Annotated in this window: 23 protein-coding genes; 3 read left to right on the forward strand and 20 right to left on the reverse strand. The window is 45.5% G+C overall.

Annotated features, from left to right (window positions below):
* Nucleotides 1-24 precede the first annotated feature (24 nt).
* From V202x_RS19945 to V202x_RS19955, 3 genes are all read left to right on the forward strand, one after another.
* The gene (locus tag V202x_RS19945; protein ID WP_145178607.1) at nucleotides 25-1551 is read left to right on the forward strand and encodes an alternate F1F0 ATPase, F1 subunit alpha; all 1527 of its coding nucleotides are present in this window, start codon (nucleotides 25-27) and stop codon (nucleotides 1549-1551) included.
* 23 nt (nucleotides 1552-1574) lie between these two features.
* Nucleotides 1575-2459, forward strand: coding sequence for a F0F1 ATP synthase subunit gamma (locus tag V202x_RS19950; protein ID WP_145178609.1), 885 nt, complete (start codon nucleotides 1575-1577; stop codon nucleotides 2457-2459).
* Between the two features lie 78 nt (nucleotides 2460-2537).
* Entirely contained in the window at nucleotides 2538-3044 is a 507-nt protein-coding gene (locus V202x_RS19955; RefSeq protein WP_145178611.1) for a CBS domain-containing protein, read from the forward strand.
* A 43-nt stretch (nucleotides 3045-3087) separates the two neighbouring features.
* On the opposite strand, the gene hypE is transcribed toward V202x_RS19955, so the two are convergent.
* The 20 genes from hypE to V202x_RS20055 form a co-directional block, all read right to left on the reverse strand.
* Nucleotides 3088-4158, reverse strand: coding sequence for a hydrogenase expression/formation protein HypE (hypE, locus tag V202x_RS19960; protein ID WP_145178613.1), 1071 nt, complete (start codon nucleotides 4156-4158; stop codon nucleotides 3088-3090).
* Between the two features lie 45 nt (nucleotides 4159-4203).
* Nucleotides 4204-5298, reverse strand: a complete 1095-nt coding sequence (gene hypD / locus V202x_RS19965) for a hydrogenase formation protein HypD (protein WP_145178615.1) — start codon at nucleotides 5296-5298, stop codon at nucleotides 4204-4206.
* Nucleotides 5295-5570 carry a HypC/HybG/HupF family hydrogenase formation chaperone gene (locus V202x_RS19970; protein WP_145178617.1) on the reverse strand — a complete coding sequence of 92 codons (276 nt, stop codon included), beginning with the start codon at nucleotides 5568-5570 and terminating at the stop codon, nucleotides 5295-5297. The genes hypD and V202x_RS19970 overlap by 4 nt, the downstream gene beginning before the upstream one ends.
* Complete coding sequence (gene hypF / locus V202x_RS19975; RefSeq protein ID WP_197992988.1) at nucleotides 5561-7858, reverse strand: carbamoyltransferase HypF; 2298 nt, start codon at nucleotides 7856-7858, stop codon at nucleotides 5561-5563. The genes V202x_RS19970 and hypF overlap by 10 nt, the downstream gene beginning before the upstream one ends.
* Nucleotides 7836-8525, reverse strand: a complete 690-nt coding sequence (hypB, locus tag V202x_RS19980; RefSeq protein ID WP_145178621.1) for a hydrogenase nickel incorporation protein HypB — start codon at nucleotides 8523-8525, stop codon at nucleotides 7836-7838. Before hypB ends, hypF begins: the two co-directional genes overlap by 23 nt.
* A complete protein-coding gene (locus V202x_RS19985; protein ID WP_145178623.1) occupies nucleotides 8522-8893 on the reverse strand; it encodes a hydrogenase maturation nickel metallochaperone HypA in 372 nt (123 codons plus the stop codon). The genes hypB and V202x_RS19985 overlap by 4 nt, the downstream gene beginning before the upstream one ends.
* Nucleotides 8886-9368 carry a hydrogenase maturation protease gene (locus V202x_RS19990; RefSeq protein ID WP_145178625.1) on the reverse strand — a complete coding sequence of 161 codons (483 nt, stop codon included), beginning with the start codon at nucleotides 9366-9368 and terminating at the stop codon, nucleotides 8886-8888. Before V202x_RS19990 ends, V202x_RS19985 begins: the two co-directional genes overlap by 8 nt.
* A gap of 25 nt (nucleotides 9369-9393) precedes the next feature.
* Nucleotides 9394-10689, reverse strand: coding sequence for a Ni/Fe hydrogenase subunit alpha (locus V202x_RS19995; protein WP_145178627.1), 1296 nt, complete (start codon nucleotides 10687-10689; stop codon nucleotides 9394-9396).
* Nucleotides 10689-11477: an oxidoreductase gene (locus tag V202x_RS20000; RefSeq protein ID WP_197992989.1), complete on the reverse strand. Its 789-nt coding sequence runs from the start codon at nucleotides 11475-11477 to the stop codon at nucleotides 10689-10691. The genes V202x_RS19995 and V202x_RS20000 overlap by 1 nt, the downstream gene beginning before the upstream one ends.
* 2 nt (nucleotides 11478-11479) lie before the next feature.
* A complete protein-coding gene (locus V202x_RS20005; RefSeq protein ID WP_145178632.1) occupies nucleotides 11480-12355 on the reverse strand; it encodes an FAD/NAD(P)-binding protein in 876 nt (291 codons plus the stop codon).
* Entirely contained in the window at nucleotides 12352-13476 is a 1125-nt protein-coding gene (locus V202x_RS20010; protein ID WP_145178634.1) for a 4Fe-4S dicluster domain-containing protein, read from the reverse strand. Before V202x_RS20010 ends, V202x_RS20005 begins: the two co-directional genes overlap by 4 nt.
* Nucleotides 13473-13988 carry a cyclic nucleotide-binding domain-containing protein gene (locus tag V202x_RS20015; protein ID WP_145178636.1) on the reverse strand — a complete coding sequence of 172 codons (516 nt, stop codon included), beginning with the start codon at nucleotides 13986-13988 and terminating at the stop codon, nucleotides 13473-13475. Before V202x_RS20015 ends, V202x_RS20010 begins: the two co-directional genes overlap by 4 nt.
* Before the next feature lie 726 nt (nucleotides 13989-14714).
* The gene (locus tag V202x_RS20020) at nucleotides 14715-15032 is read right to left on the reverse strand and encodes a hypothetical protein (protein ID WP_145178638.1); all 318 of its coding nucleotides are present in this window, start codon (nucleotides 15030-15032) and stop codon (nucleotides 14715-14717) included.
* 249 nt (nucleotides 15033-15281) lie between these two features.
* On the reverse strand, nucleotides 15282-16088 hold the full coding sequence (locus V202x_RS20025; RefSeq protein WP_145178640.1) for a hypothetical protein: 807 nt from the start codon (nucleotides 16086-16088) through the stop codon (nucleotides 15282-15284).
* Between the two features lie 107 nt (nucleotides 16089-16195).
* Nucleotides 16196-16855 carry a class I SAM-dependent methyltransferase gene (locus V202x_RS20030; RefSeq protein WP_197992990.1) on the reverse strand — a complete coding sequence of 220 codons (660 nt, stop codon included), beginning with the start codon at nucleotides 16853-16855 and terminating at the stop codon, nucleotides 16196-16198.
* A gap of 105 nt (nucleotides 16856-16960) precedes the next feature.
* Complete coding sequence (locus V202x_RS20035) at nucleotides 16961-17566, reverse strand: hypothetical protein (protein WP_145178643.1); 606 nt, start codon at nucleotides 17564-17566, stop codon at nucleotides 16961-16963.
* Between the two features lie 176 nt (nucleotides 17567-17742).
* Nucleotides 17743-18078 (reverse strand): hypothetical protein, encoded by a 336-nt coding sequence (locus V202x_RS20040; RefSeq protein ID WP_145178644.1) that lies wholly within the window; start codon nucleotides 18076-18078, stop codon nucleotides 17743-17745.
* A gap of 89 nt (nucleotides 18079-18167) precedes the next feature.
* Nucleotides 18168-18512 carry a hypothetical protein gene (locus V202x_RS20045; protein WP_145178645.1) on the reverse strand — a complete coding sequence of 115 codons (345 nt, stop codon included), beginning with the start codon at nucleotides 18510-18512 and terminating at the stop codon, nucleotides 18168-18170.
* 529 nt (nucleotides 18513-19041) lie between these two features.
* Nucleotides 19042-19707, reverse strand: a complete 666-nt coding sequence (locus V202x_RS20050; RefSeq protein ID WP_145178646.1) for a hypothetical protein — start codon at nucleotides 19705-19707, stop codon at nucleotides 19042-19044.
* A 69-nt stretch (nucleotides 19708-19776) separates the two neighbouring features.
* Nucleotides 19777-25095 carry an RHS repeat-associated core domain-containing protein gene (locus V202x_RS20055; RefSeq protein WP_197992991.1) on the reverse strand — a complete coding sequence of 1773 codons (5319 nt, stop codon included), beginning with the start codon at nucleotides 25093-25095 and terminating at the stop codon, nucleotides 19777-19779.
* Nucleotides 25096-25099 lie beyond the last annotated feature (4 nt).

Raw genomic sequence — 25099 nt, forward strand, 5'->3', positions numbered from 1 at the left:
TCAATCATGATTGAAAGTATGTAAATGGATATTGATCTGAGTGTCCGAGCACTTCTCGATGAGACATTTAATACATTTGATGACACGCTCACTCAACATAATTTCAAACCACGACTCATTGAAATTGGTGAAGTCACATATGTAGGTCGGGGTAATGCGCGTGTTATCGGTTTACCCAACGTGCAATCGGAAGAACTCTTACAGTTTCCCAATCATGTACTCGGTCTGGCATTAAACCTGGATATGGATGATGTAGGTGTCGTATTACTAGATCATAGTGATCAACTTACTGCCGGCGATGAAGTGAGGCGGACACACCGTTTACTCGATATCCCCGTCGGAGAATCATTAATCGGTCGCGTCATTGATCCGGTGGGGCGACCCCTTGATGGGCACGGTCCTATTTCGGCGGCAGATCGCCGACCTTACGAACGGGAACCAGCATCGATTATCAACCGTGCACCGGTCACCGTTCCATTGCAAACAGGTTTCAAAGTGATTGACGCTTTGATTCCGATTGGACGGGGACAACGCGAACTGATTCTTGGTGATCGACAAACCGGAAAAACAGCCATTGCAATCGATACGATTATCAACCAGCGAAACAAAAACGTTGTATGTATTTACTGTGCCATCGGCCAACGTAATACAGCTGTTGCTAAGGTGATTGACGATTTACGAAAATATGATGCACTCGAATATACGGCTGTTGTTGTAGCCGAAAGTGATGCGGCACCGGGACTACAATTTGTCGCACCTTATGCCGCTACTACGCTCGGTGAATACTTTATGGATCAGGGGCAAGATGTACTTGTCGTTTATGATGACCTGACTTCGCACGCGCGCGCGTATCGCGAATTATCGCTTTTATTAAGACGCCCTCCCGGAAGGGAAGCATTTCCAGGCGATATTTTCTATTTGCATTCCCGTTTGCTGGAACGATCAACACATTTGCGCGACTCAATGGGGGGAGGTTCTTTGACGGCCTTGCCGATTGCCGAAACCGAAGCCCAAAATCTGTCTGCCTACATTCCAACGAACCTGATTTCGATTACCGACGGTCAAATTTATCTTTCTCCGCAGTTATTTCAAAAAGGAATCCTCCCGGCAGTCGATGTCGGGCGGTCAGTCTCGCGTGTGGGAGGCAAAACACAATTACCCGCTTATCGAGCGGTCGCCGGTGACTTGCGGTTGTCTTATGCCCAGTTTGAAGAACTGGAAGCATTTTCTCGTTTCAGCAGTCGCTTAGATGAAGAAACCCTTACGACGCTCGAACGTGGTCGACGTGTTCGGGAAATATTCAAGCAGTCACAATATCAACCACTTTCCGTTCCTCAGCAAATTTCTATTTTACTGTCAATGGCGGCAGGAGTCTTTGATACAACAGGGATACCTCTGATTCGGAGTGCAGAGCAGAGGGTACAAAACATACTTGTCGATGAATTTCCCGATGTGAGTGAGGCGATACTGGCGGGGCAAAAATTTTCTGAAGAGGATCAAAGAGAGACGATTCAATCAGCGCGTGAAATTATTCAGTCTCTTAACCAATAAACATACTGAACCAGTAAAATAAGATGCAAGACTTTGAATCATTAAAACGAAGTATTGATAGTACTAGAGATCTCGAATCAGTAGTTCGCACGATGAAGACACTTGCCGCTGTCAGTATACGTCAATACGAACAGGCTGTAGATTCACTGACAGACTTTTCAGAAACAGTTGAGCTGGGGCTCAAAATGGTGCTCTGGGATAGTCCATTGGAGTCGCGTTTGCGAGGGCTGAAAGCCGATGGTGCAACAGGTATCATTATTTTTGGGTCTGACCAGGGTATGTGCGGACAATTCAATGAGCAGATCGGTTCCCATGCATGGGAGCATTTTTCAAACGACAGTGACAAAGGCAAGTACTTAGCCTGGATGACCATAGGCTCGCGGATTTCGAATAAATTATTGGATTTGGGAGCGAATATCGATTTTACTTTTTCACTACCGGGGTCTGCTACAGGCATTGCACCATTGGTAATTGATATTCTGGCGAGTATTGATCATTGGCGGAGAGAGAAAAGCTTGGATCGTATTTATATTTCTTATAATCGGCGGGTATCTGCGTCAACATATAAGCCGCATATGTTGCAACTGTTGCCTATCGATCCAGCATGTATTTTTCACCATAAAAAGAGAAAATGGTCTTCGCAAACACTCCCCATGTTTACGATGAATCGCAGTGTATTATTATCACGGCTCATTCGACAGTATCTGTTTGTTTCATTATTTCGCGCGTGTGCTGAATCACTGGCAGGAGAAAACGCCAGTCGGATCGCTTCCATGCAGGCCGCAGAACGCAATATCAAAGAGCGACTCGTGAACCTGCAATCTGAATACAACCAACAAAGACAGACCTCCATCACAGAAGAATTGCTCGATGTCGTCACCGGGTTTGAAGCACTGAAAGATTCGTAACGCAATTCATAATGAAAAGGAAACATTAAGTATTGTATCATTTCCTGAACAAGAAAATCATTACAGGAGTTTCAATCAATGAATGAACTAAAATCATCACCACATGCCAAGGATTTTATGACGAGTCATGTTGAAGTTGTCACTCCGGAGATGCCGCTTACTCAAGTGGTTCGATTTTTACTCAAACACCATGTTTCAAATGCACCTGTAGTAGAAATGCGTAACGAAAAAAAATATTTAGTGGGTTTCGTCTCCGAAAAAGACTGTTTGTCTGCACTTTCCAAAGAAATCTATTTTGGAAATCCCAGCCCTCCACAGTCTGCCAAAACTATTATGACGTCACATCCCATCTGTATTGCTCCCGATACAGAACTCTTTGCGATTGTTTCTATTTTTACAAGTCATCATCTGCGCCATTTACCAGTTGTGCAGGAAGGGGAGCTGCTCGGCATCGTCAGTCGATGTGATATTCTGGAAGCAATGGAAAAGTATTACTCGCAACTAGTTCACAAGAGTGACCATGAACGAGAGTTACGTGATACTTCGCAGATCATGAACCTTAGGTTTACAATTGATCGGAGTTGATGTCTCCGACTTGAATATCACTAGCGACTATCCTGAATTGACATTAACAGATCCTTGGGAGTGGGCTTCCCAATGGATCATCCAAGGGTTGTTCCGAATCCAGCGTGCGACGAATTGTGACTGGGACGATACCTCGGGATTTCACAATACCAATCTGTTGTGCCGTAGCGGTTTCTGGAATTGATTTTAGTATTTCAACGGCAGCTGTGCCTGCCCCTGGTTTGACGGCGATGACCATGGTTCCTTCATTAGCCATATGGAGTGGGTCAAGCCCCAGCAATTCACAGACTCCCCGAACTTCCGGTGAAACGGGAACATTGCGTTCTTCGATACTCAGAGTCAATTCGCTGGCTTCCGCCCATTCATGTAGAACTGCGGCGACTCCACCTCTGGTTGCATCGCGCAGACAACGTACTTGATTACCGATTCCACTTCGTAAGAGTTCAACAGACTGTAGTAATGAACCGCAATCACTGAGAGGCAGCGGTTCCAACCCGAGTTCTTCGCGTGTTGCCAATACCGCAATTCCATGTCGACCAATGGGACCGCTGATGATTAATTCGTCATCTACCTGTAAAGTCGCCGGACCGGGTGGGATTGGTGTGATGAGTTCTCCCACCCCGGCCGTATTAATAAATAGTCCGTCTGCGACGCCGCGGGGAACGACCTTCGTATCACCGGCAACAATCTTGATGCACGTTTCCCGTGCAGCCCGAGCAATACTTTCCAGAATACGATCTAGGATCGCGAGCGGAAATCCCTCTTCCAGGATCAAGGAAAGTGTCAGCCAGAGAGGTTTCGCGCCACTGACAGCCAGATCATTGACTGTTCCGAAAATCGCCAGTGAGCCGATATCACCTCCTGGAAAAAATAGAGGTGAGACGACAAAACTGTCTGTCGTTAACGCCAATGGTCCTTCGATTTTGGGGAGCTGAGCCGCATCATTGAGGGCGATGAGATATTCATTATTCAGAGAAGCTAAAATATGCTCTTGAATCAGTTTTCGTGAGAGCCGTCCTCCTTCACCATGAGCCAAAGTCACATATTCAGCGTTCGCTGGTATAGAAACGGGACAGTTCAACTGCCAGGAGGCAGGATTGTTATTACTTGACATGCTAATTACAAACTTTCCTGCATGATGAATCCATCTATAGTTCGGTTAGGGAGTAGTTGTGACACCATAACGGTAATAGGCGGCACACGCTCCTTCAGACGAGACCATAGGGGCTCCCAAAGGTGACTCAGGCGTACAGCGCGTTCCAAAATGAGGACACTCGGGGGGCTTGATTTGGCCCGTCATGACTTCGAAACTCTGGCACTCATCCCGTTTGAAGACGGGTATTGCTGGTTTATTAAATCGCAATAGAGCATCAAACTGTTGCCACTCGGGACGCAGTTCTAAACCTCCTTTAGGTATGGTACCAAAACCGCGCCATGCCCGATCACAAACTTGATAGATTTCCTGCACCAGATCTTGCGCTGACCGATTTCCAGCTGCTTGAACCGTACGCGCATAGCGATTCTCAAGCATTGCCTCGTTTGCTTCAAGTTGTTTGACACAAGCCAGAATTCCATCCAGTAAATCCAGTGGTTCGAAACCAGTTACCACGACAGGCAGTTGGTATCGATTCACAAATGATTCATATGATTCATATCCCATGACGGTACAGACATGTCCTGCTGCCAGAAATGCTTGTACGCGATTTTCAGGTGCTTGCACCAGTGATTCCATCGCAGGTTGCACGCGCACATGTGAAACAATCATACTAAAATTCTCTAATCGATAACGGGCCGCCTGTTTGATTGCCAGAGCGGTGGCAGGCGCTGTTGTTTCAAATCCCACGGCAAAGAACACAAACTGTGTTTCAGGCTGCTTCCGTGCCAATTCCACCGCATCCGAGGGAGAATAGACAATTTGGATATGAGCTCCCGTCGCCTGAGCATCCAGTAGTGATCCATGACTACCAGGCACACGCAACATGTCACCAAAACTGGCCAGAACGATCTCCTCACGCTGTGCCAGTTGACAGGCAAAATCGATGGCTGCCTGATCTGTCACACAGACGGGACAACCCGGTCCATGAATCAGTTCCACGGTTCCTTCCAGCTCTACAGCAATACCGTGCCTGAGCAGACTATGTGTCTGACCGCCGCAGACTTCCATCAAAGTCCAATGACGAGTTGTGATTCTGCGAATTTCATCTAACAATAATTGCGCTGTTTTGGGATCGCGGTATTCGTCAAGATATTTCATGGTGATGCCTCTGTATCTTGCGACAATCCCGTGTGCCAGCCTTCGTCTTCACCCCATTGGGAAAGTGTTTCAAAGATACGCTCAGCCTCAATCGGATTGATGCGGCTGATGGCAATTCCGGCATGCACAACAACATAATCCCCCAGTTCCGCTTCAGTGACACATGCCATATGGACAAGTCGTCGAATTCCTTCAAATTCCACTTCCGCTTGTGCAAACGCCCCCTCTCGTTCAATCCAGCGAACGACCTTACCGGGAATTCCTAAGCACATTGGTCTGCCCCTTTCAGATTTCCGCGAGAAATGGCTACAGCGAGTTGACCTGCCGCCAACCCGCCATCATTGGGAGGAATTTTGCCTGGCAATCCGAGTGGCTGTCTGTTTTCTTCGAATTCTTCTAACAACAACTCAACCAGGCATCGATTCTGAAAGACGCCCCCTCCCAGAACAACGGGCAGGGGGGCAAACTGATAACAGAGCTGAGCGACCGCTCGCGCCAACCCACGATGAAATCGCATCGCCATCACTGCCGGGGGTACGCTTGCATCACGGTCTTTTAAAATCTGTGAGATCAACGGCCGCCAGTCAAGTTGAATGGGTTTGCTTCCTTGCAAGGGAATCTCATAACATCCTGGTTCAGATTGATCGCAGACCGCTTCCAGTGACATTGCCGCCTGTCCTTCAAAATCACACTGTTCTATTCCCAGCACGAGGGCAGCAACACCATCAAACAGACGACCGGCACTGGTCGTCGGAGGTGAAAGTCGCTTTGACTTGATGATTTTCAGCAGCGGTTTTATCTGTTCTCTGTTTAGTTTCAAACGGGAAGCAACGTCTATACCAGCAACCTGTGTGACCAACGAGACGGCGACGCGCCACGGTTCACGCATGGCACGTTCTCCACCTGGCAGACGAAACGGTCTCAAGTGTGCCACTCTGGTATAGTTGGTAGCGGTCGATAACAAAAATTCTCCTCCCCAGATGGTGCTATCATCGCCCCAGCCAGTGCCATCAAAGGCGACACCCAATACCTGGCGATCTAACCAACCCTGTTCCAGCATGCCTGCAACAATATGGGCATGATGATGCTGCACCGTTTCCAGTGGAACCGATTCGCGAGCCGCCCATTGTGAAGTGAAATAATTCGAATGAGTATCACAGACCAATGAACTTTGTGAGACGCCGTATAGTTGTTTCAATGACTGAAGTTGTTCTTGATACCGTTCGCAGGACGCCAGACTGTCCAAATCACCGATATGAGGACCGAGCATGCTTTGACGACCGTTGCAAAGCGCGAATGCTGTTTTTTGATGTCCGCCTAATGCGATTTGAGAGACACTGCTTTTCAGTTCGAGGGGCAAGGGTGCTAAGCCACGAGCTATACGGATTGCTACGCTTCGTCCCGCGATGCATCTCACCACGCTATCATCAATCGGACGGGTAATGGGACGATCATGCTCCAGCCAAAGATCGGCTATCGATTTTAGTTCTGTACTGATATTTTCCCTCTGATAAGCTAACGGTTCTCCCTCCCGATTTGCGCTGGTGACGACTAACGGGAAGGAGCACTGTTGTAGCAACAGCCAATGAAGAGGAGTTGTTGGTAGCATGACTCCCAATGTATTCAAGCCGGGATTGATACTGCTTGCCAGGTTGGAAATACAGCGTGATTGTACCAGGACAATCGGGGCGGCGGGGCTAGTGAGTGCAGACCGTTCGGCTTCATTCAGATAGACCAGCGTTTTAGCTTCTGCAATAGAACTCACCATCACGGCCAGCGGTTTCCCATAACGATGTTTTCGCTGCCTTAGTTTTTTAACGGCGCGTTCTGATGTCGCATCTATGAGAAATTGGTAGCCGCCCAATCCACGCATTGCCACAATCTGTCCCTGCTTCAATGCCGTTGCCGCAGCTTTGACTGCCTCATTCTGACAGGCAATTTGTCGTCCCTTCGCATCGGTGCACCAGATATGGGGACCACATTCCGGGCAGGCGTTGGTTTGTGCATGAAACCGTCGGTCATCAGGAGACTGGTACTCCGTTTCGCAACACTGGCACAGAGCAAACTCTGACATACTGGTTTGTGTTCGCTCATAAGGCATTGATTTGATGATTGAATAGCGGGGACCACAGTTTGTGCAGCTTGTGATCGGGTAATGAAAACGACGGTCTTCTGGTTTTGTGATCTCAGAGAGACACTCCTCGCAAACGGCGATATCGGGGGGAACTTGTGTAGAAAGAGGGCCTTCTGTTTCGCTCTCGATAATCTCAAATTTGATTAATGCACTTGGCTTTAGATTTGCACGTGCACTTTTTTCAAGGTAAGCTCCGCTCGGCAAATGTGTGTCTAATTCATTTTCAAAACGTTGTACAATATCTGCGGGGCCTTCAACAATCAGTTTGACACCTTGTGTGGTATTGCAAATCTGGCCGGCTAAATTTAATTTCTGTGCCCAACGAGCTATTGTGGGACGCAATCCGACTCCCTGGACGTGTCCTGTTAAAGTCAACTGCACGGCCACTTTTGATTTCTGTTGATTAGCGATTACCTGCTGGTTCATGATATGTCGCCAATTGCTGTTGATGTTGTTCTTCCAGAAAATCACACCAGCTTGCAATGCCGGAACCATCCAAAGCACAATTTGCTAAGACTTTCAAATGAGGCTGAATACGATGGGCATCTTCTGTCACCGCTTTTACTGAAAAGGGAACGTGTGGCAGTAAATCCAGTTTTGTAATCACCATTGCCTGACTGGTACGGAACATTTTCGGATATTTGCCTGGCTTATCGTCTCCCTCCGTCGTACTAATGAGTACGACACGCAAGTGTTCTGCCAGATCGTGTGAGGCCGGGCAAACCAGATTGCCCACATTTTCAATAAATAGAAAATCGACTTCAGGATCGCCCAGCGCCTTCAGTCCTCGTTGCACGAGTGATAATTCCAGATGACAGGCTCCCCCTGTGGTTAACTGTGCTACTGGCACGAGAGGCGACAAACGTTTTGCATCGCGATCTGTTTCAAGATCACCTACCAGCACAGCCATACTGCGGCGGCCAGCAAAATGCCGCGCTGTTGCTTCCAGTAAGGTCGTTTTTCCCGCGCCTGGCGAGGAGAGTAGATTGACAACCAGCGTCCCTCGGCGTCCCAGTCTCTCTCGTTCTGTAGCAGCATCCGCTTTCTGATCAGCTTGCACATCGCGTTGTACAACAATTGTGCGCTGGTTCATGATGCGACTCCTTCGATTGAATTGTTCGAATTAATGGAAACGCTGATTAATGTTACTTCGTCTCCCTGAATGACCTGCACCGACTTCGTCTGGCATTCAGGACAACGAAACTGAAAATCAACGATTTCAAACTGATGTTCACATTCGCTACAAACCGCCGTGACTGGCACGATTTCGAGTGCCAATCGACAGTCGGAAGAAAACACACTAGGAACCATGTCATCAAACGCTGTCTGAAACAAAAGTGGTTCCACACCGGACAAATCACCCACCTGCACACGAATTTCGGTGACCTTCCCGCCGCCTTCTACTGCGACGATTTGCTCCACTTGCCGTAATAAACTCCGGATCAGAGACCGTTCATGCATGTTGGATCTCAGACTTTTTTATGGGTATCGATAGTTCTTGACAGATTGTCTCTGCGACCAGAATTGCTCCTGCCTTCACTGGATCAGACATTGAGTCACCAGGCTGTGTCTGTTCAATTTCGACACCCCAAATTTGAACCAAAGTGGGAAGTCGGCCCAGTTGTTCGGCCAATGCGAGGACAGTGGGTAACGAAACATGGTGTGTTCCCGACCATGTCATTGTTTCCAGTTGGTCAGAGGGCCATTCCCAGTGGTGGTGAGTACCTACATCTCCCGCACCCTGGCAAGCATCGCAAATCACCAATTGTTTTATTCCCTCCAGCCAGTCGATTAAATCATCGGGCGTTCGCGCCAGACGGACATCAACGAACTCGCTGCCCCTATCTTGAATCTGCTTTGCAATCTCCCAACCGACTTGATCATCGCCGTGGGGGCTGCCGATGCCTATGACCAAAATCCGGGATTGATGCTTCATCACAGTCAGACTTTCGTATCTTGAACTAAGTGCGTTCTATTTTGACATTCAGAAAATGAGTGGAACAACTGATGCAGGGATCATACGCACGGACCAGGTTTTCACATTTGCGGGCTGTTTCTCGTTCATCATTACTGATGACATGCGAGATCCATTGTTTTAAATCTGTTTCAATTTGAGCCTGGTTTTGTGAAGTCGGTGGAACAATCGATGCTTCAACAATCTTACCATCTTTATCGACAATATACCGATGAAAGAGGGTTCCGCGCGGTGCTTCGGTTGCAGACAATCCCTCGCCGGCTTGATACTCGTATGACGCACGCGATTTCCCTTTTAGTGTTTGATCTCGCAGGATCATTAACGCTTCTTCGTAAGCGTGGATGATCTCCAGTCCCCGCGCAATAATCCCTTTATGCGGATTGCAGCATAAAGGCTCCAGCTTGATTTCGTCTGCCAGTTTTTGTGCGGAGGGAGAGAGTTTGTCCCGATTCAGATTGATGCGCGCTAACGGCCCCAGTAAATAAGGGCGTCCCGTTGACTTTCGAATCGCATGTAAGGCCGTGGAATGCGGAACCTGTTGTTCTTCAAATTCTGCTTCATAATTAGCCACATCGATCGTGTCACCACGACTGGTTTTCATGACTCCTGCATTCATCGGATATTCATCGGGATGCGAAAGTGAGATGTATTCACAATCAGGGGATTCGAAGTCAGGGAAATCAAAACCGGCAACCCAGCGTGTTGTTTCGATGGCTGCATTCAACCCCCATTCAAAATCAGGAATCAATTTATGGACTTCTTTTCGTGTTGGCAGACGATAAAAACCGCCAACACAAACATTGATGGGATGAATGGCTCGCCCTCCCAGCATATCGACGAGTTGATTGCCATGTTTTTTCAAACGCAGCCCTCGATTGACTTCGTCCGGGAACTGTTTCGCCATTTCCAGTCCACTGTCGAATCCCAGGAAGTCTGGCGCATGCAATAAGTGCATGTGTAAACCGTGACTTTCAATCCATTCACCACAATAGAGCAATCGTCGCAGACGGCGGATCTCTGGTGAAACTGTCACTTCCAAAGCAGCTTCTAATGCATGCACGCTACTCATCTGATAGGCGACCGGGCAAATTCCACAGATCCGCGCCGTAATATCGGGAACATCTTCCAGAGGTCGGCCGCGTAATAGAGCTTCGAACAGGCGCGGCGGTTCATAAATTTCTAATCGCACTTCGTCAACGGCCTCTCCATTCAAACGAATATAGAGACCGCCTTCGCCTTCGACCCGCGTCAATGTTTCAACTTTGATTGTACGGTTACCCATCAGTTCTGCTCCCTGGCCTGATCCGTTAACCGCTGGCTCTCTTTATGAAAGGCAGGTGCAGAGACGTTGAAGTTTTGCAGTCTGTGAGCAGCTTCTGCTGGAGAAACGCCTGTTTTGAGTGTCTGTGTGCTCAAGCTTACCAGATTTGGCTGAGCAGCGGGACCATAACAGCCATAACAACCCCGGTGATAACTGGGGCAAATCGCATCACAGCCGGACTGCGTGACAGGTCCCAGGCAGGCGATTCCCTGAGCGACGGTCACGCAAACCGTTCCACGGCGTTTACAATCGAGACAAACGCTATGTTTGGGGGTACGTGGAGTTCGGCCTGCCAATAATGACTGAATGACTTCGATTAATTGATATTGATTGATGGGGCAACCCCGTAACTCAAAATCGACCTTCACATGTTCGGCAATCGGCGTTGATTGGTCTAAAACCTGAATGTATTCAGGGGTCGCATAGACGGCTTGCATGAATTCACTCGTATCAGCGCCATTGCGTAGTGCCTGGATTCCACCTGCAGTCGCACAGGCGCCGATTGTCATCAAAAACTTCGAGTCGCCGCGGATTTGCTGAATTCGTTCTACATCGTGTGGGGTTGTGATGGAACCTTCGATCAGTGCAATATCATAGGGACCCGATTCCAGTCGGCTGCTTGCTTCAGGGAAATGGACAATGTCGACTGCTTCCGCAACAGCAAGCAACTGATCTTCAGCATCCAGCAGTGATAATTGGCAACCATCGCAGGAGGCAAATTTAAAAACACCAAGTTTTGGTTTTCCCACGATTAGAGTCCCTCCACGATTAAATAAGGCGAAATCTGATCGTAGCGAAAAATGGGGCCATCCTTGCAAATAAATTCCGGACCCAGTTGGCAATGTCCACACAGGCCGATCGCACATTGCATGTTTCGTTCCGTGGAAACCCAGATTTGTTCGGGCGTCATTCCGCGTTGCATTGCTGCTCTGGCGGTAAATCGCATCATCAGCTCCGGTCCACAAATCATGAGTATCGAATGAGCAGGGTCGAATGGTTCTAAGCGTTCCAATAGCATGGACACCACTCCGACATTCCCCTGCCAACCGAGATTTTTTCGATCTACTGTTTCTTTAATCAACAGACCTTTCTCAGACCAGTCACGATATTCTTTGGTGTAAAGTCGCATATCGGGAGATCGTGCACCGTAGAGTAAATGCAGTTGTCCGAATCGCTGTCGCTCAACCAGCAGACGATGAATGAGCGGACGAAGCGGTGGTAATCCAATGCCTCCTGCTACCAGAATGACATCTTTGCCGACACACTTTTCCAAAGGCCAACTCGTACCAAAGGGGCCTCTGAGTCCCAAGGTATCACCTACTTCCATAGTTGCGATACTGCGTGTCACATTTCCCGCAAACCGAATCGTATGTGCCAGAGTTTCCGGTGAATCAGGATCGCCACTCATTGAAATCGCCGACTCACCCGCGCCTGGCACGTACAACATATTGAATTGTCCGGGCTCGAAACGGTATGCTTTGGCAAGCGCAGGATCAGATAGCGCCAAATGATAGGTACTGACTTCGTTGACTTCATGTGTGACTTTACGAATCACCGCCGTATGCGGTACCCAGGAATTGGCTTGCGTAATGCTGTCTTCTCCTGTTGTTGAACAAGCGGAATTCATGTCTGGCTTTCTCGAATGGCGGCAACTTCCTGTGTCAGATCAATGCCGACAGGGCACCAAGTAATACAACGACCGCAGCCAACACAACCAGACGTTCCGAATTGGTCGATCCAGGTTGCCAGTTTATGAGTCATCCACTGGCGATACCGGTTTCGAATACTATTCCGTACCAAGCCACCGTTCATATAACTGAAATCAACGTTAAAGCACGAATCCCATTGACGTTGTCTTTCGACATGATCGCCAGTCAGGTCACTGACTTCTTCCACGGAACTGCAAAAGCAGGTCGGACAGACCATCGTACAGTTGGTACAGGAAAGGCACCGTTCCGCGACATCATTCCATTGTGGATGTTCTAAATTAGACAGTAATAAGTCTCGAATATCTGTTGTATCGAATTCTCGTGAGATCTGATCGACCGCTTGTTGCCGCGCGGCTTCAGCCTGTCGTTGATTTTCGTCTGAGGCAATCTGAGTTTCCAGAGCATCAATGATTGTTTCACCAAGTGAAGTGGCCACTTCGACAACGAAGCCATCTGGTAGTTCCGTGAGGGCCAGGTCATAGCCACTTGTACAACGGGGGCCGGTATTCATGGAGGTGCAAAAGCAAGTCGATGCCGCCTGTGTGCAGTTCACAGCGATGACTAATGCTTGATTACGACGTCCCTGATAATTCGGATCAACATACGGGCCTTCCATAAAGACACGATCCTGAATTTTGAGAGCCGCCAATTCACATGCGCGTACTCCGAGAAACGCAAATTTGGGTAGCTCCTGTTCTACTTCAGTAAACTGCCAACCCTCGTCTGTTCGATCAGCACTGGATAATGTGCTGACAGGCGGAAATAAATTTTGTTTCCATGAATGGGGACCGACCACATAGCCAAATAAGGCATCGTCATCACGTTGCTCTAATCGATACTTGCCAGGCTCTTGAATGTCCGTCCATCCGCGGGGCAGATCCTCAATCGATGTCACCCGATCATACACAATCGCTTCCTGATCTAAAGTAGGGCCGATGACTTCGTAATCTAAAGCATGCAGCACTTCGAATAAATTCGCAAACTGATCGATTGAAAGAAAACAAGATCGGGGACTTGCAGTCTGTATGGCTTCATTCATTCTGCTGTCCCTCTCGAGCTATTTTCGTAAGAATCGACATCATCAAATAACTCGAGACCAAACATATCGAGCACCTGTAAGCGAGAGGCTACAAGTCGCTGGGAAAGTGCAGTGGCAATTCGATGCATGATTTGATAGCCAATATCATGATCCTCGTCACAAAGTGTTCTTAAACTTGCTGCATCAATGGCAATTGTTTGTGTGTCTTCCAAGGCTACGACTGTGGCCGTCATTTCTCCCAGTTTTAAAATAGATGACCAGCCAACCAGATCGCCTGATTCGAGCGTTAAAACAGGTAAACATCCACGGGCCGGTATGCTCATGCAGATTTCGACGCGACCAGTTCGTATTACATAGATATCTTTGTGCGCGCTACCCTCTGTAAAAATAGTCGTACCTTTGGGAAAGTCTCGCGCACGCGAAATACGAGCCAGCTTCTGTTGCTCTCCCTCTGACAGTCCAGCGGTAAATCGTAGTTCCATCAAGATTTGTTGAAGCTGTTGCGTCTCCATAGAGGCCTCTTTTCTGGTTGTTAGTAGCTGATAGGACTGCTCCTAATCGATTCTAACTTTCACTGATCCTACCGTCTATAGACTCAAGATTGAGAGATGATATGTGAAAAATAATAATAGAAACTTCATGCTTTGCTCTTCGAATCAGAAACAGTAATGACCACGGATGGGGAATTTCCCCAGGCTTGGCTTGGGAGATTGTCTTATGTAAGATCTGTTTTAAACGTAGTAGAAAAGTGCAGTTGATCTTTTCAAATATCATAGTTTGGAAGCACACAAGAGAACGGTGATGCCAACAACTGTTTCAAGCTGTAAATAGTCTTGATTTCTCCGGTCTGGTGAAGTGTCAGGCGGGAGAATTTTGATACTTCACTCAGGCATAAGCACTAATACCATGGCCATGATTATTTGAAGTCGATATTTGAATCATTACAAATATTAATATAAGCACCAAAGAATTTCGATAGGAATTCATTTCGTTCTGAGCACCACGCCAATGGAGCATAGAACCAGACTATAAAGTTTAGCTATTCCAGATGTTCCAAATCTCCATTCGAGTCATACATCAAAGCAAAAACAGGACCAGTGCACATAATATAAACCACTAATAATATAGGGACAGCAAAACATGCAAATCGAATGAAAATGGATTCTTTCTTTTCAGTCATATGAACTAGTTCCATGTAATAGAAATCTAAGCGTGACAAAAGCAGATCATAATACAAGCTAGAAAAAGCCACCAAAGCTACAGTAATCGTGTGTGTCTGGAAATATCAATCTATGACATAAATTAATATAGCGTTTAAGCATTTCATTAATGAATTGATTTTTGTTTGCAGCCCATGTCAAGGGGAAATAAAAAGAACCCGCTTCAACATAAATTGATCCAAGAGTAACATTTGATCCAGGCTCTTGAGTGTGAACATAAAATAAGTGTAAAAATATCGCTTCAACAGGGCCAATGCTCAAAACATAAATCACTAGCAAAAATGGGATCGCATAATATGCAAATCGAAGGAGCATTGAGCGTTTATTTTCAGACATGGGAATTACACTCGTGGGTTCAAAACACTAAGAAAGTGTTAAAAAATTTTTTTCCAGAAATCAATGTATTTCATGAGTAACGATCTTAGCCATGAATTGGTAGTTGCCATAATAATCACAGGAGCATAAAAAATTTCCATCTGGCTTCTGTACTCAGGATAATAAAGGCCTCCATTTACTTTGGTAACTAACGCATATGCAGTTCAGGGGTAATTTCCATTCAATTACCGTAAAATTGTTTAAATGTTCTTAATGATCTGGGAGAAACTCTAAGGACTGATTACGGGTATAATGATAGGAAGCATTTTCAATTTTCCATTTCTCCCAGGCAGGCAAAATCAAATTACGAAATTGATTTGAGTTGTACATAGAATCTCTGGGTTCGTAAAACAAACACGCTGCATATTCCGAGCGTAATTGTCTGCCCGGCCAGGCTTCGACTCCATGATAGATTGGTAGTATGTCACGCCAGTTACTAGCCCATATTTCGCTATTCCTAAACCAAAACATAGTTCCAGAATAATGCCAACCATGGCCTCCCCAAGCATCGCTATGCCCACGGTTGCTATTGTGTTTGAATGGTCCTACTAATCCAAAACCACGTTGTAAAAGAAACTCAACTTTTTTGTGGTAATGAACGTTCGCTTCATACATTAGATCGGCCCAGGCGTGGGCTATGGTTCCAGGGTTATGATTAACTCCTTTTGCGTGACCATAAAAAGTAACTTCGTCAGGATTCTCATTCATCACATATTCCAACATTTCAGGAAAGGTCTGGACTTCTCCTAGTTCTTTTTGGTTTTCGTGAACGATAAATTCTTCAATGTACTCTTTTAACAGATCCTTTACTTCTTGAGGATCTGCTGTATCAGTTCCATGAGCAATTCCTACAATGCGCTTGTGATTGAAAATTTCTATATCACGTTTCAGATTATTGATGAATTTCATCCAAACTGGTCGAGCAGATTCTTTGGGCCAAATGTGAAACATCAAGTTTCGTTTCACATTGTCATTGAATTTATGTGGTTTGAGAGCAATATCATCTTTGTCAGTCATTCAAACATCCAATATTCGGCCGGCTCTGGATTCAGAATAGTTGTTGGTAATGGAGTTCCAGTACAACAGAAAAGCGAAACAACTTTTTCAATGTTCTCCTGGTTATATTAAGATGCCTTGGCCAAGAATTCATTGGTACTTTTGACCTGTCCCAGCATAATCCATTGATTATGGTAGTCTTCAGTCATTCCACCTATCGTTAGCTTAAGGTCCAACCAGCCACCTATCATATTTATAATCTCGGCTTCGGTAAAAACAGTTCGCTTGGCATCCGAGCAAACCTCGTTTGGTGGTGAACGAAACCAGCTAATCCATATGTGACCATCTGGTTTGATGATCCTTTGAATTTCATGAATGTAGTTTTTCGCAACTTCAAATGTTTCGAGGTGCGAGAATAATGATGCGCAAATGACTAAGTCTGCAACATTCTCTTCGATAGGGATCTGAAACGTCTTCGGATCAATTACCCCAGTTGGGTTATACATTTCATTTCTAACGTTTGAGTGTTTCCAGCGATATTGGGGATAGTTTAGTGAGCCTTTTTCAACCGAATCTCTGTTAACATCAAACCCGATATAATGAATCGTTGGGTCAAGCGACATCGCTGGGGCAAACCGTTCCCCACATCCAAGATCGACAACAGTGTCCCCCGATTCCAAGGCACCGAACTCGTCCCACAAGTTAAGAGCCCATTGTGTTGCTCCGTATTTTTGAGAGATCCCCAGTTTTGAAAAAAGTGATTTCAATTTCTCATTATCAATCTTCACCAGTTACTCCTGATATTTTAGGGAAGTGATTTCAAGGTAGAAAAGCTTGCTCTACAAAAAATTTATTTTCTATCGCTGGATGAGGACTAAAGGTCTATTTACTTTTTAATATGTGTATCCATATCGTTCCAGTACGCGGCGTTCATGTTGAACTACATCTCTAGCCAATGCAAAAGAATACCCTGTGAATTTGACGCCTGTTTTAGTACCTCCCACATTTTTCGATTTGACTGCTCTCAGTTTGACCTCATCAAAAGTTTCTCCTGCCAGTCTTAAAATACGGACGAGGTCATTCACAAGGTTTTCCTGCTTACCAATCATAGAAATTTCCCCAGGATTGATTCCTGTAAACCGTTCATAAAGTGCAGAGAGATAGCCTTGAGGTTCAACTGCCATACAATTGCGAACAAACTGCTCAAAGTCGTCTGTTTCTACTTTGGGTTCCTCTTCCAGGCGTGGAAAGCGATTAGTTTCTTTCCAATACATCCAGGCAGACCTATACCAGTCAAGAGGATGCCGGACGAAGGTAATGGTGAGAGGGATTTCGATTCCTTTTTCTAATATGATCTGCTTGGCCGTCTGCAAGTCACAATGCCAATCACCAATTTCAGTAATCGGCCCTTCGACTGCTTCATAGCAAGCGGTGCGAACCCAATCTGAGCCTGTCTTGGGAATATGTAGAATCAGAGTATGAGGAAGTAAATAAGCCATTTGATTTCAAAAACTCTTATTGAATCATGACAAAAATCAACATGCCAATATTATGAGATTAAGCCAAATCACTTCGACTTTCCACATTTTCAAATTCAAATCTGAGGTACTCACTCTTGTAATCATTGATTGCTAAACACTGGTTCTAAGAAATTATCTTCATACAAAAATGATTCTCAGCAACTTCCGTTTCTTGTCGAGAAACTGGGAAAAGTCAGGCCAGGGAAAGAGCCTCCCGTTGCTTTCTCAGATCCATAAATTGGAGGGAGGGAGATACTACCCCATGAGAGAACCCAGCTATTGTCGTCTTCACAATTTAAGACATAGCTATAGTTAGTAGTGAGCCCTGTCCAGCTTGTTCCAGCGCCAATTAATGTGTTTTCAGGATCGCCTGGGTCAAATTGGCTAGTGTCGAGACAGAGATAAGGAAAATTATATACTAATTCTTGGAGTTTAGCTGGATCGCAAGAAATATCATTTGGGGGATTACAAGCGGGATTCGCATTGGGCATCTTTTTCTCCGTTATGGTTTTAATGTTTGTAAGAGGTTACGCAAGAATAGATTGCACATTTTTAGAGCTCTCATTATTCTTGGGTAACTTCAGCAAAATCCCCCTGTTGTAGAGAAATTAGGAAAGATAAGATTAGGGAAAGAACCTCCTGTTGCATTTTCTGATCCTGAACTCCAAGGAGGGAAAATTTCATCCCATCCAACTTTCCAAGTATCCTCGCCTGAGCAAACTAAGCCATAATTATAACGCCCAGAAAGACCTTGCCAGCTAGTTCCAGCACCCCCAACGCCCAATAGCGTAGTTTCAGGATCATTAGGTTCAAATTTGCTAGCATCTAAACATAGATCGGGAAACCTCTCTACTAATTCATTTAGTTTAGCTGGATCACAGGTGACATCACTTGGTGGATTGCAAGCGGGATTTGAATTGGGCATTGTTTTCTCCGTTGTAATGCTAGTGGGAGTGTATTTTGGATGAATTGAATCAGAGCAAAAATTAGTCCCTTTTAAATGGTTGGCATTAACCAGACATTATCAATGCGAGTGGTATGCGAATGCTGGATCATTCAATAGTCACCTGACAGTATCATCGCTTTACTCTGCTACTATCTAATAATGAACCTAATTCCAAAAAACGTTTTCATTGCAGAATAACTCACGAATATGTGGATCATGATATATTATGAAAAAACTGATTCATCTGATTTATTTAATCAGTATTTTTTTGTTTGAGTATCAGTAGTTGGAAATAAGAGACCTGTCTCCTTTAATTTAGCCGGTTTTAATTCCGTTTCTCTCTTCATCTGGTACTGACCAATCTGTACCGATTGCGACTGACGGATTCCGACTTGTCCTGATGCATCGTACTCAGTTATTTTGAGAAGTTCAGGAAGAGTCTTTTGCCTGATGCCCTCAAAGGAGCCACTGTACCACTACAGTCAAGTTCTAATCTGTATTGCTGCTGTTATTCGTTGGTGAGATACGGTGGTCCGTAACCCCATTTTGAGACAATCTGCATTACATTTCCTTCAGACAGAGAGAACCCCCCAGAGGTTGTACTATTCTTCAAGTGCTCATAGATGGTGTCGTTAGTTTTACGGATATATACAATACTACTATTGTCCCGTATTTGAACACCGCTCATGTCATTGAGATCGTCTGCACCGGTCAGCCTGAAAGAGGATTTGGCCGAATAATCTTTGTTTTCTGTAGATAAGATTGAGTAGTAGAAATCGGAATGCGGAAAAGCAGGAAGCGGCTCAGTTAAATAGGAATCATATTTTTTATCGTTCATGATGTTATTTACATCTGACAAAGATTGAACAGACAGCGCTCCCGTTACATAGTTTCGATTTTCCTTGAGTAAAAACGTTCCGTTATCCCAGACTGCAAAGGTAATTTCGGGCTGAAACAGATCGTTAGGATATGGTGCAAATCGAGTTTGAAAAACGGCGATCATGGGCTTATTGAATAAATAAGCTGGCATATCAGATGAAAGATCAAACTCACCTGAGAATTGTGATCGTTCCTCAGCCGGACGGGAAGCGCTGGTCGATATTCCACGGTGACAACTGGAAAGACAAGTACAAAATAATATCGAGATAAGTGTTATGATGTAACGGGCATACATTCCGAACTACCTCCAGTTAAGAGAATTATTATAATTACATGGACAACATGAAATTTAATAAAAACTCTACTAGGGAATGAAAGGTATTTTTAACGGATCATATCCACAATTTCTTAATACAAAATGCCTTTGAAAAGTAAAGTGTTGAACAAGTTTCTGCTGACACTTTTGACTCATTGGGAATTTTTTTAGTTCTTCTGGGTCTGTCATTAACACGTAGAACCTCTGGGCATCACGTGAGCGAGCACGACATTCTGATTTGTTAGGGTCTATCTCCGGCTTGAACGGAGGACGAACTATTGAGCAGTCATTTTTGTTACATTCGTTAACTTCGGGGAAGTGTAAACGTTCATGGCTTTCTATGAATTTGTCTATTGTAGGGCATTCGCCTGGTTCATAATCAAGGCCTGGAGCGAAAGGACTAGGCCTTTGATGAATTGGAAACAGACATATACACCTCACTCCACACTCACAAAATATAGCCCCACCGGCAGGATTACTAAATCTCTGGGGGTTTGCTTTATTAATTTTCTTTACATCTTTGCATATGGATTTACATGTCCTTTTCTTTTTTCGTTTAAAAATTGGTGGAAGCGGAATGCGTGGAAATGTCCCTTTCTTTTTTTGTTGATACATCCCGGAAGGGTCACTTCGTAACAATGGATTGTTATTTACATAAGTAAATAAATTCATTCCATCCAGAAAACCTATAGGGTCAACGCTCGACCATCTTGCAATACCAGGATCATATATCCGGTTGCGGATATGGTTGTTTCCTGTTTCAACATCAAGATAATAGCCCAACTCACCGATGAAACCCATGAAGACTAGCGTGGTACCACTACGGCTGATAATATTACCCCAGGCATCGTAAATCCAAGTGTCAGTTATTGTCTCACTTTCGTTAGTTATTTCGCGTGTACTTCCTAGTACATCATAATGACAATAATTGGTTTCTCCTGCTCGCCGTTGTGAAATCAGATTGCCGTATAAATGTGGTTCGTTAGTGTAGATGCAAGTGGTATTGCCAGAGGCATCTGTTTCCAAAAGATAGTTCTGTTCATCCCAGATAAACTTTGTTGTGCCTGAATTACTCTGTTTTTCAATACGCAACTTTTCGGCATTGTAAGACATGGTGATAATATCGCCAATAGGTAATTCATACTGTGTAGGCTGATTCTCATAGTCCCACATTGATGTAGTCAAATCACCGTTTGGTTCCTGAACGAGCTGCTGGTTACCATCATTGTCGAATATGTACGTTGTAATTCCGCTGGAATCGATAGATGTATTCAGCTGATTAGCAACATCATAGCTGTATGTGGTACGAAAACCGTTAGTAATTTTAACTAATCGATTTCCTGCCGGATCATAGGTAAACGTGTTGGAGTATGTATTTGGGCCGCTACGGTGTTCACTCAGGAGTTGGTATGAGTTATCATAACCCCAAGTGACACGATCACCGCTCAGTTCCAATACGGAAGTACGATTACCAACATTGTCGTACTGATAATCAAACCTCGAGATGTAGCTGCTGATAGAATTCAGATTGGCCACCGTTTTGACATTGTTAGCATCATCATAATTGAAAGATGTCCGTGTGCCGTTCGCAAGTTTCTTCACTGTTCTGCGGTTCGCTGCATCATAGCTGTAACTGGTTACTTGATTTTGCGGGTTTTCGAGATTTGTGATTTGCCCAGTAGAGTTAAATACATATGTAAATACACCTCCGTCAGGATCAGCCATACGAATACGTTGCTCGTTCGCATCATAGGAGTAAGTGATTGCCTTGCCATCAGGATCGATCACTGACTTTTTTTGGTTCAGCGTATTATAAGAGGTCGTGTATCTACCAGTCACACTTGCCATGATAGTTCGATTGCCGACAGCGTCATAAGCGAATGTCACCCTTGTGCTATCAGGGTACTGTCGGCCTATTACCTGATTGGCTGCATCGTGTGAATATGTTGTTCGGTAGCCACGAGCGTCAATTCGTAGGATTTTACGACCGCCCGCATCATAAGCAGAAGTTATGCACCGAAGTAACGGGTTAATGACCCGTATTTCCCTTCCCGCTGCATCATATGTAAAGCTGGTGAGATTTCCATTCGAGTCAATCAAAGAAAGCTGCTTTCCATCCGCGTCATAAATCGTTGTTACGCGATTCCCAAGAGCATTGATGCTTACAATCAATTGGCCTATTGCATCATAAACCATCGTTTGGATATTATTATTCGCATCTTTGACTGCTACTTTCTGACCTGCTGCATCATAACTATATGTAATGCGGTTGCCAATTGGATCAATGGTATCGGTTGTCTGGCCGTTGGCGTTATAGATGGTCGTGGAAATATTCTCTAATGGATCAATCGTTTCGATGACTTGACCAACTACATCGTAGACTGTCGAGGAACGATTATTATCTGCATCAATGTAGGCAATCACTTGACCAGCAGCATCAAAGATTGAAGTGCTACGATAGCCAAGTGGGTTCACTCTCGCTACATTTTGATCTGCTGCGTCATAAACCGAAGTATTACGATAACCAAGTGGATTAATTCTAGCTATTGTGTTTCCATCAGCATCATACAGAGTCGTGCTTATAAAACCTAAAGCGTTTTGGAAAGCGACTGATTGGCCGACCTCATCATATGTAGTTGTGGATCGGTTATTTAATGGGTCGATACTCCCAATTATCTGGTTATTCGCATTATATACTACCGTGCTGCGGTTGAGCAGCGGATCGACATTGGCGATATCGCGGTCGTCAACATCGTAAACTGTTGTGTAGATGTCGCCTAGTGCATTGGTCGTAGCAACTTGATTGCCCCTGCTGTCGTAACTGTAGCTGCTGCGGAAGCCGAGTGGATTGATCTCGGCAACAAGCTGGTTGGCGGAGTCGTAGACTGCGGTGTTCCGATTACCAAGCGCATCTATAATTGCTACAGTACGGCCAGCGGAATCGTAAAGAATTGTAGTGCGATAATCAATTGGATTGATTATAGTAATAGCCTGACTGGCAGAGTTATATATCGTCGTTGCTCTGTTATTCAGAGGATCAATGGTGGCAACATTTTGATTAAGCGCATCAAATAGACTTGTATTGCGAAAACCTAGAGCGTTTTCGGTGGCAATTAGGTTTCCGGTAAGATCGTAATTGAACGAAGTACGATTACCAAGAGGGTCAACAGTTGCTGCCACGCGGTTCAGGCTGTCATACACGATAGTTGAGATGCTATCGAGCGGGTCGGTATCCGCGATCTGATTGCCATCTGCGTCATAGCTATATGTAGTGCGGTTGCCGAGTGGTGTCACATTGGCGATCAGTCGGCTGGCGGAGTCATAGACATCCGTGGTGATGAAGCCTAGAGCGTTTTCGGTATGAATTTGGTTGCCACGCGAGTTATAGGCATAAGAAGTGCGGTTGCCCAGAGCATCGATTTGGGCCAGCACTTTGCCTTCCACATCGTAAACCGCTGAAGTCCGATCACCCAACGGATTGACTGTGGCAACTTGTTGTCCCAAAGAATTGTATATGTACGTAGTGCGATTCCCAGCTGCATTGATCATCGCCGAAATCTGATTAGACGGATTTCTTATATAAGTGGTGATTTCATTGAGTGGATTCGTGATGGCCACGTATTGGTTTTGTGCATTAAAACTAAAGCTGGTTCGATTGCCGAGTGGATCAATGGAGGCGATTTTGTTTCCGGATGTATCATAAACATTGGTACTGCGATTTCCCAATGGGTCGATACTGGCCAGAACTTGTCCGTCAGTGGTATAGACAGTCGAAAATCGATTTCCCAGTGCATTGACAACGGCGATGCGTTTGTGATCGGAGTTCCAGATGAGCGACGTCCGATTGCCTCGTTGATCGATAGTGGCACGCGTATAGCCATCTGTGTCATACAGATAAGTATAGATTCCACCATCGGGTTGAGTAATGTTTTTGACACGGCGCGTGCGGTTCCCGACTGTGACATGTGTGACGGAAGTGCGGTTTCCCTGAGCATTAACAATCGCATCCAAGACACCATTGTTCCAAAGGTAGGTTGTACGGTTGCCCAATGAATTGATGACCCCAGCTGGGGTATAGCCGGCATCATAAAGATAAGTGGTGACATTGCCGAGGGGATCGGTGATTGTGTTTTCAAAGAGCGAATAAGTGTAACTGGTGATGGCGCCGGAGGCTTCTTCCACAGTCTTGACACGGTTACTGGAATCGTAGGTGTAGGATATCGTGTTTCCTTCTGAGTTCTGATACGCCTTGACACGATGGCTGCTGTCGTAGGCAAAGGTTGTAATGTTGCCTGCTGGGTTTTGGGTACGAATCAAGTTCCCATTGGAATCGATTGTGTAACTTGTGATGCGATTGCTGGAGTCGGTAATACTTTTGAGTTTATTATTGGTGTCATAGCTGTAAGTCGTACGGCTGGTTTTAGGGTCAATGATGGCCGATAGTAAATCCCCATCACGTACGACCGTCCATATTTCTCCAACGGGAGAAACTTTCTTAGTCAACATGCCTGATGAGTCGTATTCGAACCGCATGCCGCTCGGTTGTGTCTCGGTCCAGGTTCCGTTGGAATTTTTCTTGAGAGAATTATTAGTACCGGGAGGTGCGGCATAGACGCCGTTTCCGTCTTGATTGTCGTATTGAAACCCGGATCCATTACCGGTCACGACGAGCGCTGAGTCACTGTCAATGGCAGAGACCGTGGGGTTATATAAATCAGCCCAGCCATTTCCAAATTGAATCGTACCGGCTGCGGCTGATGAGTTATAGTTGAGGTTCAAACTTGGAGAAAACACACCTGTTTGAGGTGGGGTAATACTGAAATTGACATTACCGGTGCCAAGATTGATTGTTCCAGGACCTGGATTGGGGACATTGGGATTCGCTTGCGATTGGACCAGATTGACCATACTTGCTGCATTTTTGAGTGGGTCGTTAGCTGGCTGAACGCCTCCGTTACATCCGCAACTGTCGCTGTTACACCCACAACTACCACTACCACTTCCTTTGTTATTATCACTCCTCAACCACCCGATACCAGTACCACCAGGAGGTCCACCAGGAGGTCCACCAGGAGGTCCACCAGGAGGTCCACCAGGAGGTCCACCAGGAGGTCCACCACACTTCGTTGGTTGACAGACCTTCTTGCAATCATTTGTTAATATTGTATTGCATCCACTAATTGTCGAATCCTGAATCGGATCTTTCTGAGTTGCGCCACAACCGCAATCACCTGGATCCCCGGCAGCTTCTCCTTTTGTATTAGTACCACTTGAATCGCAAGATGGCTCTCCACAAGTGGTGCAACAACAGATCAAGTCTGGGTTCACAGTAGTTACTGTTGGCTGGGTACAGCAATTGTCTGGCATAATT

The organism is Gimesia aquarii (genome assembly GCF_007748175.1).
Lineage (GTDB): Bacteria > Planctomycetota > Planctomycetia > Planctomycetales > Planctomycetaceae > Gimesia > Gimesia aquarii_A.

Bases quoted from the DNA above. Each gene is read 5' to 3' on its own strand.
- V202x_RS19945 (WP_145178607.1), top strand. From the start codon at position 25: ATGGATATTGATCTGAGTGTCCGAGCACTTCTCGATGAGACATTTAAT.
- V202x_RS19950 (WP_145178609.1), top strand. From the start codon at position 1,575: ATGCAAGACTTTGAATCATTAAAACGAAGTATTGATAGTACTAGAGAT.
- V202x_RS19955 (WP_145178611.1), top strand. From the start codon at position 2,538: ATGAATGAACTAAAATCATCACCACATGCCAAGGATTTTATGACGAGT.
- hypE (WP_145178613.1), bottom strand. From the start codon at position 4,158: ATGTCAAGTAATAACAATCCTGCCTCCTGGCAGTTGAACTGTCCCGTT.
- hypD (WP_145178615.1), bottom strand. From the start codon at position 5,298: ATGAAATATCTTGACGAATACCGCGATCCCAAAACAGCGCAATTATTG.
- V202x_RS19970 (WP_145178617.1), bottom strand. From the start codon at position 5,570: ATGTGCTTAGGAATTCCCGGTAAGGTCGTTCGCTGGATTGAACGAGAG.
- hypF (WP_197992988.1), bottom strand. From the start codon at position 7,858: ATGAACCAGCAGGTAATCGCTAATCAACAGAAATCAAAAGTGGCCGTG.
- hypB (WP_145178621.1), bottom strand. From the start codon at position 8,525: ATGAACCAGCGCACAATTGTTGTACAACGCGATGTGCAAGCTGATCAG.
- V202x_RS19985 (WP_145178623.1), bottom strand. From the start codon at position 8,893: ATGCATGAACGGTCTCTGATCCGGAGTTTATTACGGCAAGTGGAGCAA.
- V202x_RS19990 (WP_145178625.1), bottom strand. From the start codon at position 9,368: ATGAAGCATCAATCCCGGATTTTGGTCATAGGCATCGGCAGCCCCCAC.
- V202x_RS19995 (WP_145178627.1), bottom strand. From the start codon at position 10,689: ATGGGTAACCGTACAATCAAAGTTGAAACATTGACGCGGGTCGAAGGC.
- V202x_RS20005 (WP_145178632.1), bottom strand. From the start codon at position 12,355: ATGAATTCCGCTTGTTCAACAACAGGAGAAGACAGCATTACGCAAGCC.
- V202x_RS20010 (WP_145178634.1), bottom strand. From the start codon at position 13,476: ATGAATGAAGCCATACAGACTGCAAGTCCCCGATCTTGTTTTCTTTCA.
- V202x_RS20015 (WP_145178636.1), bottom strand. From the start codon at position 13,988: ATGGAGACGCAACAGCTTCAACAAATCTTGATGGAACTACGATTTACC.
- V202x_RS20020 (WP_145178638.1), bottom strand. From the start codon at position 15,032: ATGTCTGAAAATAAACGCTCAATGCTCCTTCGATTTGCATATTATGCG.
- V202x_RS20025 (WP_145178640.1), bottom strand. From the start codon at position 16,088: ATGACTGACAAAGATGATATTGCTCTCAAACCACATAAATTCAATGAC.
- V202x_RS20035 (WP_145178643.1), bottom strand. From the start codon at position 17,566: ATGGCTTATTTACTTCCTCATACTCTGATTCTACATATTCCCAAGACA.
- V202x_RS20040 (WP_145178644.1), bottom strand. From the start codon at position 18,078: ATGCCCAATGCGAATCCCGCTTGTAATCCCCCAAATGATATTTCTTGC.
- V202x_RS20045 (WP_145178645.1), bottom strand. From the start codon at position 18,512: ATGCCCAATTCAAATCCCGCTTGCAATCCACCAAGTGATGTCACCTGT.
- V202x_RS20050 (WP_145178646.1), bottom strand. From the start codon at position 19,707: ATGTATGCCCGTTACATCATAACACTTATCTCGATATTATTTTGTACT.
- V202x_RS20055 (WP_197992991.1), bottom strand. From the start codon at position 25,095: ATGCCAGACAATTGCTGTACCCAGCCAACAGTAACTACTGTGAACCCA.